At 71.2% G+C, this 14,251-nt stretch carries 13 protein-coding genes; 7 read left to right on the top strand and 6 right to left on the bottom strand.

What is annotated here, in order from left to right:
- Window positions 1-95 precede the first annotated feature (95 nt).
- From ASE20_RS25950 to ASE20_RS16960, 6 genes are all read left to right on the top strand, one after another.
- A complete protein-coding gene (locus tag ASE20_RS25950) occupies window positions 96-1,604 on the top strand; it encodes a fatty acid desaturase (protein WP_056895766.1) in 1,509 nt (502 codons plus the stop codon).
- A complete protein-coding gene (locus ASE20_RS16980; protein ID WP_225869128.1) occupies window positions 1,604-1,804 on the top strand; it encodes a ferredoxin in 201 nt (66 codons plus the stop codon). Before ASE20_RS25950 ends, ASE20_RS16980 begins: the two co-directional genes overlap by 1 nt.
- A gap of 8 nt (window positions 1,805-1,812) precedes the next feature.
- On the top strand, window positions 1,813-2,430 hold the full coding sequence (locus ASE20_RS16975) for a TetR/AcrR family transcriptional regulator (RefSeq protein ID WP_056895765.1): 618 nt from the start codon (window positions 1,813-1,815) through the stop codon (window positions 2,428-2,430).
- Between the two features lie 91 nt (window positions 2,431-2,521).
- Window positions 2,522-3,745, top strand: a complete 1,224-nt coding sequence (locus tag ASE20_RS16970; protein WP_225869127.1) for a M15 family metallopeptidase — start codon at window positions 2,522-2,524, stop codon at window positions 3,743-3,745.
- Between the two features lie 65 nt (window positions 3,746-3,810).
- Window positions 3,811-4,974: a CaiB/BaiF CoA transferase family protein gene (locus ASE20_RS16965; RefSeq protein WP_056895763.1), complete on the top strand. Its 1,164-nt coding sequence runs from the start codon at window positions 3,811-3,813 to the stop codon at window positions 4,972-4,974.
- Between the two features lie 327 nt (window positions 4,975-5,301).
- A complete protein-coding gene (locus ASE20_RS16960) occupies window positions 5,302-6,786 on the top strand; it encodes a DEAD/DEAH box helicase (RefSeq protein WP_056895762.1) in 1,485 nt (494 codons plus the stop codon).
- Between the two features lie 84 nt (window positions 6,787-6,870).
- Here ASE20_RS16960 and ASE20_RS16955 read toward each other — a convergent pair whose 3' ends face one another.
- The 6 genes from ASE20_RS16955 to ASE20_RS16930 all read right to left on the bottom strand — a co-directional run bounded on the left by ASE20_RS16955 (window position 6,871) and on the right by ASE20_RS16930 (window position 12,813).
- The gene (locus tag ASE20_RS16955) at window positions 6,871-7,575 is read right to left on the bottom strand and encodes a MerR family transcriptional regulator (RefSeq protein ID WP_056895849.1); all 705 of its coding nucleotides are present in this window, start codon (window positions 7,573-7,575) and stop codon (window positions 6,871-6,873) included.
- 53 nt (window positions 7,576-7,628) lie between these two features.
- On the bottom strand, window positions 7,629-8,198 hold the full coding sequence (gene lepB, locus ASE20_RS16950; protein WP_082612512.1) for a signal peptidase I: 570 nt from the start codon (window positions 8,196-8,198) through the stop codon (window positions 7,629-7,631).
- On the bottom strand, window positions 8,195-10,183 hold the full coding sequence (locus ASE20_RS16945; protein ID WP_056895760.1) for an Ig-like domain repeat protein: 1,989 nt from the start codon (window positions 10,181-10,183) through the stop codon (window positions 8,195-8,197). Before ASE20_RS16945 ends, lepB begins: the two co-directional genes overlap by 4 nt.
- 1 nt (window position 10,184) lies before the next feature.
- A complete protein-coding gene (locus ASE20_RS16940) occupies window positions 10,185-10,973 on the bottom strand; it encodes a hypothetical protein (RefSeq protein WP_157538536.1) in 789 nt (262 codons plus the stop codon).
- An 81-nt stretch (window positions 10,974-11,054) separates the two neighbouring features.
- Window positions 11,055-11,363: a MarR family transcriptional regulator gene (locus tag ASE20_RS16935; RefSeq protein ID WP_056895758.1), complete on the bottom strand. Its 309-nt coding sequence runs from the start codon at window positions 11,361-11,363 to the stop codon at window positions 11,055-11,057.
- The gene (locus ASE20_RS16930; RefSeq protein WP_162261022.1) at window positions 11,356-12,813 is read right to left on the bottom strand and encodes an APC family permease; all 1,458 of its coding nucleotides are present in this window, start codon (window positions 12,811-12,813) and stop codon (window positions 11,356-11,358) included. Before ASE20_RS16930 ends, ASE20_RS16935 begins: the two co-directional genes overlap by 8 nt.
- A gap of 192 nt (window positions 12,814-13,005) precedes the next feature.
- Between ASE20_RS16930 and ASE20_RS16925 the strand changes: the two genes are divergently transcribed.
- Window positions 13,006-14,217, top strand: coding sequence for an acetyl-CoA C-acetyltransferase (locus ASE20_RS16925; protein WP_056895756.1), 1,212 nt, complete (start codon window positions 13,006-13,008; stop codon window positions 14,215-14,217).
- Window positions 14,218-14,251 lie beyond the last annotated feature (34 nt).

The raw sequence follows: 14,251 nt of genomic DNA, 5'->3' as shown, positions 1-14,251 counted from the left end.
ACTTTACAACCAGCCACCTCTTGTCAAACGACCTTTACAACTCGTACCTTTCTGTCAAGCGACTACGAACGGTCGCGGAGATGGAAGGTAGGACGATGACCGGATCGATGGAGATCGGACAGACCGTCCCGGACGGTTCCACCGAGCAGTGGAAGGACAAGAAGCGCTACCTCTGGCTGTGGGGCCTCATGGTCCCCGGGTTCGGGGTGCTGTTCGCGCTGGCCTACATCGCGACGGGCGGCTGGTGGGGCTTCACCCTCGTCGCGCCGTTCCTCGTCAACTTCCTGATCCCGCTGCTCGACCTCGCCATGGGCACCGACCAGAGCAACCCGCCGGACGAGGTCATCGAGGAGCTCGAGAACGACAAGTACTACCGCTGGGTGGTCTTCGCCTACGTCCCCATGATGTTCGCGCTGGTGTTCGCCGGCTACTACATCATCGGTGAGGGCAACCCGGTCGCGTGGCTGCTCAACCACGTGGGCCTCGGCAACTGGGGCGACGCGCACCTGAGCGCCAACCTGATGGCCGACCACCTCGAGCTGCCGTGGTGGGAGAAGGCCCTGTGGGCACTCTCGATCGCGGGCGTCGTCGGCATCGGCATCAACACCGCCCACGAGCTCGGCCACAAGAAGGAGTCCGTCGAGCGCTGGCTCGCGAAGATCACCCTGGCGCCGACCTTCTACGGCCACTTCTACATCGAGCACAACCGCGGCCACCACGTCCGCGTCGCCACGCCCGAGGACCCGGCGTCGTCCCGTCTCGGCGAGAGCCTCTACCGCTTCTGGCCGCGCACCGTCTGGGGCTCGCTGAAGAGCTCGTGGGAGGTCGAGGCCAAGCGCTACCGTCGCAAGGGCACGCACCCGTTCCACCTCGGCAACGACGTCCTCAACGCCTGGGCCATGTCCGTCGCGCTGTGGGCCGCGGTCATCGCGCTCAACGGCTGGCAGGTCGCGATCTACATCCCGATCACCGTCGTCTTCGGCTTCTCGCTCCTCGAGGTCGTCAACTACCTCGAGCACTACGGCCTCAAGCGCCAGCGGGTCGGCGAGAAGCAGCGCTACGAGCGGGTGCTGCCGATGCACAGCTGGAACAGCAACAACATCGTGACCAACATCTTCCTGTACCACCTGCAGCGCCACAGCGACCACCACGCCAACCCCACCCGCCGCTACCAGGCCCTGCGTGACTTCAAGGAGTCGCCGGCCCTCCCGACCGGGTACGCCGGCATGATCAACCTCGCGCTGATCCCGCCGCTGTGGCGCAAGGTCATGGACCCCCGCGTGGTCGAGCACCTCGACGGCGACGTCACCCTGGCCAACATCGCGCCGGGCAAGGAGGCGAAGTACCTCGCCAAGTTCCCGCCGCCGGCCGTGCACGACGTGCACAAGGAAGACCTGTTCGCGCAGAAGTTCGAGGGCGAGGTGCTGGCCGCCAAGTGCCCCGGCTGCGCCTACGTCTACGAGGTCGCCGCGGGCGACGAGCACGAGGGCTTCGCCGCCGGTACGGCGTGGAGCGACATCCCGGACGACTGGTGCTGTCCTGACTGCGGTGTTCGCGAGAAGATCGACTTCATCCCGTTCGACCCGGAGAAGGTGAAGGCCTGATGACCATGAAGATCGTCGCTGACCTCGACAAGTGCGAGGGCCTCGGCATGTGCGAGGCGATGGCCAACGACTACTTCGAGGTGGACGAGGACGAGGACAAGGTCACCGTCCTCGACGACGCCCCGCCGGAGGCGGACCGCGCCCACGTCTACGCCGCCGTGCAGGCCTGCCCCGTGCTGGCCCTGACCCTGGAGGGCTAGGCCCGACCATGTCCATCCTCGCGGGACGCCCCGCGACCGAGGGGGTGGTCGGCGCGCTCGCGTCGGCCGCCCCGTCCCTGCGCGACCGCCTCCTCGAGGCGGCCGTGCAGATCATGACGACGGCCGGCTGGGGCCGGGTCACGATGGCCCGCCTGGCCGACGAGGTCGGCGTCAGCCGCCAGACCGTCTACAACGAGATCGGCACCAAGAACGACCTCGCCGAGGCGATGGTGATGCGCGAGCTGGACCGCTTCCTCGCGGGCGTGACGCAGTCCTTCGACGAGAACCCCGACGACCTGATCGCCGCGATCCAGCACTCGGCCCGCCGGGTCCTGAAGTACGCCGAGGACAACGCCCTGCTGCACGCCGTCGTGTCCGCGACCCACGGCGCCGATACCGAGCTCCTGCCGCTGCTGACGACCCACTCGGAGTACCTCCTCGAGGGGGCCAAGCTCGTCATCGGCGAGCGGGTGGCCGACTATGACGTCGACCTGCCCGAGGGTCGCCTCGAGGCCAGCATCGACATGGTGGTCCGGCTGGTGCTGAGCCACGTCATGCAGCCCACCGCGACCCCCGCGCGTACGGCCGACGACATCGCCTGGATCGCAGAACGCGTCCTCGGCTGAGGCTCGCCGTACTACCCTCGGTGTCGGGAGGACTGCCGGGAGGGCCGGTGGCGGGGAAGGGGCCATGGGGCTGGCGCGACGACGCGTGAGGATGAACGCTGCACTGACGACAGGGCTGTCGGCGGTGCTCGTCGCCGCGCTCGCGTCCGGCTGCGGCTCGTCCGGCAAGGACCCTGAGCAGGGCGCGCCGAGCAAGCCGGCCGCGGCCTCGACGAAGCCAGCCCCGAAGGACTCCCTCGACCCCGCGCACGCGGTCTCCGCGCCCGGCAGGTTCGACGGCACGCAGTACGGCGACGACCTGCTCCTGGTCAGCGAGGACAGCCTCACCGACGACGACATGGAGCAGCTGCTGTCCGTCACGGTCGGCAAGGGTCGCGACCGGAAGAAGGGCATCGCGGCCTACAGCAAGCTCGCCTACGGCAACTTCACGACCGACGGCAAGTTCTACAACATCGCCGCGGTCGACCCGGGCCAGTACCGCGCGTTCACCGGCAGCCGCAGCGCCGAGTTCCAGGAGCAGTGGGACCGGATCGCCGGCGGCGAGATCGCGATCATGGACCGGCTCCAGAAGGAGCTCCCGGTCGACGGTGACGGTTACGTCGACATCGGCAAGCAGCGCATCCACGTCGGCGCCTGGTCGCCGGCCGAGGTCGACGCGATCGACGTGATGGTCAACGCCAAGTGGGGCGAGGAGCTCGGCCTCAAGAGCGACAACGCGGTGCTGATCAACACCGGCATCGCCTCGCCGCAGGCGGTGCGCGAGGTGATCGAGAAGAGGTTCGGCAAGAAGCGGTTCTCCATCACCGCCCTCGACATCGTCGCCCAGGAGGGCATCGACCTCGGGACCTTCCAGACCGTCGTCCCGGTCGGCGCGTTCAGCGACGCCGTCGGGTCCTTCCGCTACACGCCCATCGGCGGCGGGCGGATCGCTCCCGACCCGGCCTGGGTGCGCTCGCACATCGTGACCGAGCAGGTGCCGATCCTCGGCTCGGTGACCTGCAACAAGTACCTCATCCCCCAGCTGCGCGCGGCCCTGATCGAGGTCGTCAACCGCGGCCTGGCCAAGGAGATCCACGCCAACGAGTACGCCGGTTGCTACTACCCCCGCTTCATCGCCGGCTCCACGAAGCTGTCGAACCACTCGTTCGGCCTCGCGCTCGACTTCAACGTGCCCGGCAACCAGCGCGGCACGGTCGGCCAGATGAACCGCGAGGTCGTGTCGATCTTCAAGTACTGGGGCTTCGCGTGGGGCGGCGACTGGGCCTGGACGGACCCGATGCACTTCGAGATGGCGCGGATCGTCAACCCGGGCTGACCCGGCTACTGGACAGTAGCCGACCGTGACAGCACCACTGTCACGATCCGTGCCATGATCGCCCCATGACGTTCGAGCTTGGTCAGGGAACCGGTCCGCTCAAGGGCCTCAAGGTGGTCGAGATCGCGGGCATCGGGCCGAGCCCGCACGCCTGCATGATCCTGGCGGACCTCGGTGCCGACGTGATCCGCGTCGAGCGGCCCGGCGGCCAGATGCTCACCGGCGGCTCGCACGACCTCCTCAACCGCGGCCGCCCGAGCGTCGCGCTCAACCTCAAGGACCCCGAGGCGGTCGCCACGGTGCTCGACCTGGTCGAGCAGGCCGACGTCCTCGTCGAGGGCATGCGCCCCGGTGTCGCCGAGCGCCTCGGCTTCGGTCCCGACGAGTGCCTCGCGCGCAACCCGCGCCTGGTCTACGGCCGGATGACCGGCTGGGGCCAGGACGGCCCGTGGTCGCAGGCCGCCGGCCACGACATGAACTACATCGCCATCACCGGCACCCTGCACGGCCTGGGCCAGACCAAGGACAAGCCGCAGTTCCCGACCAACCTGGTCGGTGACTTCGGGGGCGGCTCGACGTACCTCGTCATCGGCATCCTCGCCGCGGTCTTCGAGGCCAAGGCGTCGGGCCGGGGTCAGGTCGTCGACGCCGCGATCGTCGACGGCACCGCCAACCTGAACGCGATGACCTCGGCCTTCCTCGCCGGCGGTGGGTTCAAGGAGGAGCGCGCGGCCAACCTGCTCGACGGCGGGGCGCCGTACTACGACATCTACGAGACCTCCGACGGCGAGCACATGTCGGTGGGCGCGCTGGAGCCGCAGTTCTACGACCTGTTCGTGAAGCTGCTGGGCATCGAGGGCACCGCCCCCGACCGCTGGGACCTCGCCAGGACCGACGAGCTGCGTGAGCTGATCGCGGCGACCTTCCTGACCAGGACCCGCGACGAGTGGTGCGCGATCTTCGACGGTACGGACGCCTGCGTGGCCCCGATCCTCCGGATCAGCGAGGCGCCCGACCACCCCCACATCAAGGCGCGCGAGATCTTCGTCGAGCACGAGGGCATCGTGCAGCCGCAGCCCGCGCCGCGCTTCTCGCGCACGAAGGCGACGCTGTCGCACCCGCCCGCCCCGGGCGCCGGCGCGCACACCCGCGAGGCCCTCGCGGCGTGGGGGATCAAGGACGTCGACGGGCTCGTCGAACGCGGCGCTGCGGTGCAGATCACGGAGTGACCTGCTGGGCTNGGGGAGTCCTGACCGGTCAGGACTCCCCGCCGGTTGCCGTTGCGCCGTGGTGGACGCACGAACACCGAGTTACAAGCGGCGGCGTGGCACGGCGCAGGGCGGCCCACGCGGCGCGGATTCACTCCCCGCGCGCTGAGCACCGTAGGCTGGAGCCACCGATCCGGCCAGTCTTGCCCCGGGTCCCGGCGCACCGCTTGCGGCCGCGCCCCTCGCAGGAGGCACCGCTTCACCGCCTGTCACCGGACAGGCAGCACGGCGAGACGCCCAGCAAGGGGATCGCCGCGCACTGCGTCGCGCTTCCCGGAGAGAACCACTTTGTCTTCCACGTTCGCCGATCTCGGCGTCCCCTCCGACCTGGTCGCCGTCCTGACGGCCGACCAGATCACCGTCCCCACGCCGATCCAGGCCGCGACGCTGCCCGACTCCCTCAAGGGTCGCGACGTCCTCGGCCGCGGCCGCACCGGCTCCGGCAAGACCTACGCCTTCGGGATCCCGCTCGTGGCCCGGCTCGCCGAGGGTCGTACCCGCCCGGCCCCCAAGCGCCCCCGCGCGCTGGTGCTGGCGCCGACCCGTGAGCTCGCCTCGCAGATCGCCGCGACCATCGCGCCGCTCGCCAAGGCCGCCGGCATGAGCACCACCACCGTCTTCGGCGGTGTCGGCCAGGGCCCGCAGGTCAACGCCCTGCGCAACGGCGTCGACATCCTCATCGCCTGCCCCGGCCGGCTCGAGGACCTGATCGGCCAGGGTCACTGCAGCCTCGCCGACGTCCAGGTCACCGTGCTCGACGAGGCCGACCACATGGCCGACCTCGGCTTCCTGCCCGCCGTACGACGCCTGCTGGACCAGACCCCCAAGGGTGGTCAGCGGATGCTCTTCTCCGCCACGCTCGACGGCGCGATCAACGTGCTGGTCAAGCGCTTCCTCGCCAACCCGGCCGTCCACGAGGCCGACTCGGCCCAGTCGCCCGTCGCGAAGATGGACCACCACGTGCTGCACGTCGAGCGCGAGCAGCGCATCCCCGTGCTCCTCGACCTGGTGAGCGCGCCCGGCCGGACCGTGGTGTTCACCCGGACCAAGCACGGCGCCAAGGCGCTTGCCCGCCAGCTCAACAAGAACGGCGTGCCGGCGGTCGACCTGCACGGCAACCTCAGCCAGGGCGCCCGCACGCGCAACATGGAGGCCTTCCACAGCGGAGCCGCCACGACGCTCGTCGCGACCGACATCGCCGCCCGCGGCATCCACGTCGACGACGTCTCGCTCGTCGTCCACGCCGACCCGCCGGCCGAGCACAAGGCCTACCTGCACCGCTCGGGCCGTACCGCCCGCGCGGGTGCCGCCGGCACCGTGATCACGCTGATGACCAGCGAGCAGCGTCGCGACGTCAGCGACCTGACCCGCGCGGCCGGCATCAAGCCGACCACGACGCGGATCTCCGGCTCGCACCACCCGGTCCTGCTCGAGCTCGCCCCCGGTGAGCGCAGCCGTCCCGGCGGCATCGACCTCGGCCCCTCGCAGCCGCAGGGCGGCAACGGTGGCGGTGGCGGCGGTCGTCGTAGCGGCGGCGGCGCGAAGAAGCCGGCAGCCAAGAAGTCCGGCGGCCAGGGCGGCCAGGCCAAGGGCCAGGGCGGCCAGGGCGGCCAGCGCTCCGGCGGCCAGGCTCGCTCCGGCCAGGGTGCCGCGAAGCCGGCAGGCCAGCGCTCGGGCGGCAACCGCAGCCGCTCGCGCAGCCGTGCGGCGGGCTCCGGCTCCGGCTCCGGCTCCAGCCACTCCGCCAGCAGCTTCAGCTCCGGTCGCCGCTGACTTGTGCTGACTCGCACCTGACGACTCGGTCGCACTTCCGCGTGAAGAGCGACCGAGACGTCAGGTGCGACGCAATTCGGGAGGTCAGGAACGGCGGGGGTTGCGCGCGGCCCGCGCCACCGCGGACTCGTACGCCGTCACCAGGCCACCCACGGAGAGCGGCTTGAGCCGCTCCATGATCTCGCGGAAGTGCTCGGAGGTCGCCGCGTCGTCGTAGAGCGGGGCGAGCTGGCTGTTGATGACCTCGTAGAGCTCCTTGGCCATCTGCTCGCCGTGCTCCTGGTAGACCGCGGCGGCAGCGACGGCCACCTCGCGCGGGAACCCGAGCTCGAGCAGCCGGATGCCGATGGCCAGCTGGTTGCTCGCCACGAGGTACGACGACCCGCGCAGCCGCAGCACGCCCAGCGCCTGCAGCGTGGCCACGTCGTCGGCGGTGAGGGCGCGGCCGGCCTTCTTCTCCAGGGCCACCCGGTCCATCTCGACCGGCAGGTCGGACTGCCACGGCGCGAGCATCGTGCGGGCCAGCGCGATCTCCTCCGGGGTCGCGTCGTCGGGGATCCCGGCGACGTACCGCTCGATGGCGGACAGCGTGAAGCCGTGGCTCTGCAGTTCGAGGACGAGCTCGATCCGCGCGATGTGCTCGGCGGAGTAGTAGCCCGAGCGGCCGCGCCGGATGGGCGGCGGGACCAGGCCGCGGGAGGTGTAGAAGCGGACCGTGCGGACGGTGAGCCCGGTGCGCTCCGTGAGCTGCTCGAGGGTGAGCAGGTCACTCGCGTCGGGGACCGTCATGACCATGACAGTATCACTGTCAGTATCGGGTGGGCGGCACCATTGCGCCGTGGTCACGAACGGTCCGCGACCGTCCCGACGACCGCGGTGAGCGGCACCGAGCCGTGGCTCCCGGCGAGCTCGTGCAGGCGCGAGTCCCGCGAGCTGGTGCGGTGGTCGCCCATCAGCCACACCTCGCCGGCAGGGACCACGACGTCGAAGGCCAGGGTGCTGCCGCGCGTCCCCTCGGGGAGGTAGTCCTCCTCCAGCGGCTCCCCGCCGACCAGCACCCGGCCGGCCGCGTCACAGCAGGCGATCGTCTCGCCCGGGAGGCCGACCACCCTCTTGACCAGCAGGGGTGGGGCACCGGCACCGGACCAGTCCCCGGGGTCGGCGAAGACCACCACGTCTCCACGGGCGACGCCCTGGCCGCCCGCAGTGCGGGTGTCCATCCACACGGAGTCGCCGGGCTCGAGCCACGGAGCCATCGAGTCCGACGTGACGGTGATCCGCTGCCACGGCAGCGCCCGCGGCACCACGACCGCGGCAGCGAAGGCGAGCAGCGCAGCAGCCAGCGCCACCCGCTCACCCCGCCCGAGCAGGACGGGGCCGGTCCGGCGATCCGGACCGGCCCCTGCTCTCACGGACGGACCACCTTGAGGGTGACCGCTGCCGAGCTGCTCGCCTTCACGGCGGCACTGCCGGCGTACTTCGCGACGACCCGGTAGGTCCCGGCCGGCAGCTTCGCCAGCGTCACGCTCACCGTGCCCTTCACGAGGGTCCCGGTGCCGACGGCCTTGCCGCCGGCGTACACGGTGACCTTGCCGGTGGCGGTGGGCGTCGACGTGACGGTGACCCGGGCGCTGGCCCGTTGCGCCGTCGTGACCGTCGTGCGGGACAGCTTCACCGTGGTGCGGCTGGCCACCGGGGCCGCCGGGGTGACGGTGAACGGGACCGGCTCCGAGGACGAGGTCATCCACGAGGTCCCGTCGGCCGGGGCGAAGACCGCCACCAGCGAGTGCGCCCCCGCGGCCAGCGTGGCCGGCAGGGTCAGCGCGGCCTTGCCCTCCGCGTCGACCGGCCCGCTCGCGACCAGGTCGGCGCCGTCGACCAGGGACACCGTTCCCTCCGGGACCTTGCCCTCGGCCGACGCCTGGGTGACCGTCACGGTGGCTGTCGCCGGCGCGGTGGTGCCGACCTTCTGGCCGGTCGCCGAGAGGGCGAGGCCGGTGGCGGTCGCGTGACCGCAGGCCGTGGTCGAGTCGACCTGGCCGCCGGGGTTGCCGTTCACGCAGTCGCGGGCGCTCGGGGTGAGCGGGTTCTGGGCCCAGAAGTCACGCGCGACCAGCTCGAAGCCCTGCCAGTGGACGGGCATCGGGCTCTGGTCCTCGTCGCGGACGAGGTGGTGGAAGCCGACGTTCACCCAGGCGACGGGGTTGGTGAGGTTGGCACCGCTGGCGGCGTAGTCGAGGACGCCCTGCAGGGCGCAGGAGGGGTTCTGGTTCTGCGTCGCGAACTCCTGGCAGGCGTTGTACTGCGTGAAGGTCACCTCGGGGGTGGTCTCCGCGTTGCCCTCGTACGGGTCGTTCTCCTCGAACTCGATCTCGTAGCCGCGGGGGTGCTGGTCGTCGTTGAGGCTCGACGGCGCGTAGACGTTGTAGATCCGCCGCTTCCTCATCTCCAGGGTGCGGGCCGTGTCGACCGGCGTGATCGTCGACGTGAGCACCGGACCCCGCGTGCCGGCGCCGGTCACCTCGCTGTCGATCATCCGCACCTTCTGGCTGGACGCGCCGTCGATGCCGAAGTCGACCCGCCAGAAGGCGTTGTGGTGGTGCGACGTGGCGTGGTCCGTGCTGCCCGCCCCGACCGGCCAGCCGTACGCCGGGTCGGCGAAGTCCTCCGGCGAGATGTCACCGGTCGCGCCGAGCCGAGCGGTGATCGTGCCGTTGTCGGTCATCCGGTACTGGCTCTGGTACTCGTACCAGTCCACCTTCGAGACCGTCGACACCACGAGCTCGGAGCCCTGGTCGGTGAAGAGCAGCTTGTCGTCGATCGAGCCCCAGTCCTGCTCGTGGGAGCGGTAGGACAGGCCGGTCGCGACCTCCTGGACGCAGATCGCGGGGATGGTCCGCTCGACGTACTTGTTGGTGGTCCCGCTGCGCTGCAGCCAGACCTGCTCGACGTCGATCAGCTCGCCGTCGGGGCACTCCGACTCGTCGAGCTTCTGGAGGTACTGGTTGCCGAAGCCGTACGACGTGATGTCGTTCCACTGGTGCTGGCCGGAGTCGTAGGGCACGTTGAGCTGGGCCAGCGACAGCGAGTCGAGCACGCGGCGGTAGCCGGTGTCACCGGGCGCCTTGACCGACAAGGCCTCGATCACCAGGCCCTTCTTGCTGTCGATGTTCCAGCACATCGACCAGGAGGTGCCGTTCTCGAGGGTCCGGACGATGGAGCCCTGCTGGGAGCAGGCGGCCGGGGTGGCGACCGGCTCCTGCGCGACAGGTACGGCGCCGGCGGGCGCCGCGGTCGTGACGGCCACGAGCGTCGCCGCTCCGGAGGCCAGGGTGGCGAGGGCGGTCAGGGCCCGGCGGGCCCGGCCGGTACGGGGGTGACGGACGGAGATGTCCATGTCAGCTTCCTCCCAGGGACGACTCGATGTCGCGCTCGACCAGGACGATGACCTTCTGCGCGGAGAGGTCGACGACGTAGTCGGCGGTGGACAGGTACGTGCCGGACGGCTCCTGCACCTGGAGCTCGACACAGCGGTGGCGGCCGCACGCGTCGTCGGCCCGGGTGACCGACGTCGAGTAGTAGCTGCCGCCGGTGACGATCAGGTCGTCCGCCGTGATGGCGTGGCCGGTCATGGCGGTGTACTCCGTGCCGAGCTTGCGGCCGTCGGAGGACTCGATGAGCAGCTTCGTGGCGGCGTACGCCTCGGACGGGGCCGGCGCGGGCTGCAGGCCCTTGGCCTCGTCGGTGCCCTTCACCTGCCCGGAGTAGAGCTCGACCCGGACCGCGAGCACCTCGTCCGCGGCGTAGTCGTAGTAGGTGACGGTGACCGGCCGGGTGGTGGTGTCCGGGTCGAGCGACGCGAGGTCGACCGACAGCAGCTCGGCGCCGGGCTCACCGGCGAGGGTGCGCGCCGAGGCGGGCAGTGCCCGGGCGGCCAGCGCCTCGGCGTACCCGAGCTCCTCGATGCTGAGCGGGTCGCGGGGCTTGCCCAGCGACGCGGGCTTGCCGGCCGACAGGTCGTCGACGGTGTCGATCTCGGAGGACACGGACTGCTCGGCCGCGACGGGACTGGGCTGCCACATCCGCAGGGCCAGGGCCACCGCCACGATCCCCAGCGCCAGGACGGCGGCGAGGACGAGACGGGGTGACCGGGCCAGCTGCGGAGCGGGGTGCAAAAGGGGGCGCACTCGACTCTCCTGACTGTTGGGATCTCTCGTCGCCCGAGCGACAGGAGCACGCTAGGAAGCGGGTGTTTCCGGTCCCGGCGATCAGGAGTGACGTTCTGGCGCCCCCAAATGAGACTGGCTCTCGACCGTCTGCGGGAGCACCGGTCCGCGCGCCAGGTCGAGCACCCGGCGCCCGAGCATGAAGCCCGCCAGGTCGGGGGTGCGGACCAGGTACTCCTGCTCGACGAGGTGCTTCACGATCCGGTAGACCGTCGCCTTCGACATCGGCAGGGCGTCGACCAGCTGCTTGCTCGTGATGCCGGGGCCGTGCCCGGCGACGGCCTCGAGGACCGCGAAGGCGCTGTCGACCGCGGCCGGCTGGCGGGCCCGGAAGCCCGCGTCGTCAGCCACGCTGCTCGCCGCCGGGCGGCTCGCCGGGCACGAGCACCTCGGAGCGCAGCGGTGCCTCGTGCAGGCCGATGCCGCTCACGGCGTCCCGGCGGGCGAGGACGGCGCGCCAGCACAGCCCGGCGACGGCGACCGCCGCCAGGACCGTCAGCACGTCGTGGTCGCCCTGCGCGAAGTTGGTGCGCAGGTCGACCCACGTCAGCACCGCCGTGCCCACGACCCCGGTGCAGGCGAGGGTCGTGGTGCGGGCGGTGAACTCGCCGAGGCGGTGGGTGAACGGCACCACCGCCAGCGCGGTGATCCCGTACGCCGTCATCAAGATGACCGTCGCCCACACGAGCATGTCGTACGACGCGGCGCCGGGTGCGTCCCCGCGGGCCAGCGCGACGAGCGGGGGAGCCAGCACGACGGGCAGAGTCGCGACCAGGGCCGCGCCGGGGATGGCGCTGCGGCGGCCGGTCCGGCCGAGCACGGCCGGGAGGATGCCCTCGCGGGCGAAGGCGAAGACCAGGCGGCTGAGGGCCGTCCAGGCGCAGACCGCCAGGGCGACGTACGACAGGGCGATGGCGAGCAGCACCAGGCCGTCGGGGAAGGACACGACCTCGCCGGGGGCGAACCAGCGCCCGCGCAGCCGGTGGTCGGCGATCGGCCCCGCGACCAGCGTCGAGCCCAGGAGCAGGCCGCCGGTGATCAGCACGCTCGTCCGCATCGCCCGGGGCACCGACCGGAACGGCTGCTCGGCCTCCACGGCCAGCGCGGCGCAGGACTCGAACCCGATCACCACGGTCATCACCATCGCCGCGCCGCGCAGCACCTTGCCCGGTTCGGCGCCCTCGAGCGAGAGGGCGGCCGGCAGGTCGACGCCGTGCCGGGCGGCGATCGTGGCCAGCACGACGAGCAGGGTCGCGAGCGCGACGGCCTCGGCCGAGAACGCGAACCGGCTCGACCAGCGGATGCCGCGCCACAGGACGAGCAGGCACACCCCGGCGCCGAGGACGACGAGGAGGGCGAGCACCGGTGCCGACGGCTGGGCGCCCCCGAACGCGACGGCGGCGCGGCCCACCTGGTTGCTCGCGTCGGCGAGGCCGTAGTCGACCAGGGAGAGGTACCCGAGCAGCAGCGCGCAGCCGACCACCAGACCCGCGGTCGGGCCGAGACCCTTGGCGGCGTAGGTGTAGAGCGAGCCGGTGGCGGTGAACCGCGAGGCGAACTCGCCGAAGGCGGCCGCGAGGACCCAGCACAGCCCGACCCCGATCAGCACGCTCAGCCAGGCGCCCGGGCCGACGACGCGGTGCAGGGAGAAGGCCGTGCTCAGTGCGCTCGCCGACGGGCAGATCACCGCGACGGAGTGCGCCACCAGGTCGCCGTAGCCGACCGACCTGCGGTCGAGGCCGTCGAACACAGAGCGGTCCTGCAGGCGGGGTCCGCTGCGGTGCGGGGGCGGGCTCGACACCGTCGGAAGCGTAGGAAGCGGATGGGTCGTCGGTGTTTCGCCGTCGTGACGCGCACCGACGTCCTGAATGACCTGCGTCACGTCTCGGGGAGGGGGCCAGCCCTTGACCTTGACAGTAATGGTGTCACAATCGTTCGTGGGGACCACCCCACCACCACGCCAAACGAACCAGGCAAGAAAACAAGGACGGTCATGGCAGAAGCATTCGTGTACGACCACCTCCGCACTCCGCGCGGCCGGGGCAAGGCCAACGGCTCGCTCCACGAGTCGAAGCCGGTCGACCTCGTCGTCGGCCTGCTGGACGCGCTCCAGGAGCGCAACCCGGGCCTCGACCCGAACCGCGTCGACGACGTGGTGCTCGGCGTCGTCTCGCCCGTGGGCGACCAGGGTGGCGACATCGCCAAGACCGCTGCCATCGCCGCCGGTCTCCCCGACACCGTCGCCGGTGTCCAGCTCAACCGCTTCTGCGCGTCCGGTCTCGAGGCCGTCAATCAGGCCGCCAGCCGCGTCCGCGGTGGCTTCGAGGACCTGATCATCGCCGGTGGTGTCGAGTCGATGAGCCGCGTGGCCATGGGCTCCGACGGTGGCGCCTGGGCGTCCGACCCGGCCACCGCGTTCAAGGCGGGCTTCGTGCCGCAGGGCATCGGCGCCGACCTGATCGCGACCATCGAGGGCTGGAGCCGCGAGGACGTCGACGCCTACGCCGCCCAGTCGCACCACCGCGCCGCCAAGGCGTGGGCCAACGGCTACTACGACCGCCCCGTCGTGCCCGTCAAGGACATCAACGGCCTGGTCGTGCTCGACCGCGACGAGACGGTCCGCCCGGACACCTCGGTGGAGGGCCTCGCCGGCCTCAAGCCGTCGTTCGCGCAGCTCGGTGCCGACGCCGGCTTCGACGACGTCGCCCTCGAGAAGTACCACTGGCTCGAGAAGATCAACCACGTCCACCACGCCGGCAACAGCTCCGGCATCGTGGACGGCTCCGCGCTGACCCTGATCGGCAACGAGCAGGTCGGCCAGGACCTCGGCCTGACCCCGCGCGCGAAGATCGTCGCCACCGCCGTCTCCGGCGCCGACCCGATCATCATGCTCACCGGTCCGGCCCCGGCCGCCCGCAAGGCGCTGGCCAAGGCCGGCCTCGAGGTCGGCGACATCGACCTGTTCGAGATCAACGAGGCGTTCGCCGCCGTCGCGATGCGGTTCATGCGCGACATGGGCATCGACGACTCGGTCACCAACGTCAACGGCGGCGCGATCGCGATGGGCCACCCGCTGGGTGCGACCGGCGCGATCATCCTCGGCACGCTGATCGACGAGCTCGAGCGGCGCGACCTGCGCCGCGGCCTCGCCACGCTCTGCGTCGGCGGCGGCATGGGCATCGCCACGATCGTCGAGCTCGTCTGAGCTCCGTCCCGCCCTTCTCGAACTCCAGGAACCG

Origin of the sequence: Nocardioides sp. Root240 (genome assembly GCF_001428825.1) — a bacterium.
Classification (GTDB): Bacteria; Actinomycetota; Actinomycetes; order Propionibacteriales; family Nocardioidaceae; genus Nocardioides.
This window is presented reverse-complemented; position numbering and strand designations above follow the sequence as displayed.

What these genes read in the sequence shown, in the direction of transcription:
- ASE20_RS25950 (WP_056895766.1), top strand. Translation starts at nt 96, where the DNA reads ATGACCGGATCGATGGAGATCGGACAGACCGTCCCGGACGGTTCCACC.
- ASE20_RS16980 (WP_225869128.1), top strand. Translation starts at nt 1,604, where the DNA reads ATGACCATGAAGATCGTCGCTGACCTCGACAAGTGCGAGGGCCTCGGC.
- ASE20_RS16975 (WP_056895765.1), top strand. Translation starts at nt 1,813, where the DNA reads ATGTCCATCCTCGCGGGACGCCCCGCGACCGAGGGGGTGGTCGGCGCG.
- ASE20_RS16970 (WP_225869127.1), top strand. Translation starts at nt 2,522, where the DNA reads ATGAACGCTGCACTGACGACAGGGCTGTCGGCGGTGCTCGTCGCCGCG.
- ASE20_RS16965 (WP_056895763.1), top strand. Translation starts at nt 3,811, where the DNA reads ATGACGTTCGAGCTTGGTCAGGGAACCGGTCCGCTCAAGGGCCTCAAG.
- ASE20_RS16955 (WP_056895849.1), bottom strand. Translation starts at nt 7,575, where the DNA reads ATGACGGTCCCCGACGCGAGTGACCTGCTCACCCTCGAGCAGCTCACG.
- ASE20_RS16945 (WP_056895760.1), bottom strand. Translation starts at nt 10,183, where the DNA reads ATGGACATCTCCGTCCGTCACCCCCGTACCGGCCGGGCCCGCCGGGCC.
- ASE20_RS16925 (WP_056895756.1), top strand. Translation starts at nt 13,006, where the DNA reads ATGGCAGAAGCATTCGTGTACGACCACCTCCGCACTCCGCGCGGCCGG.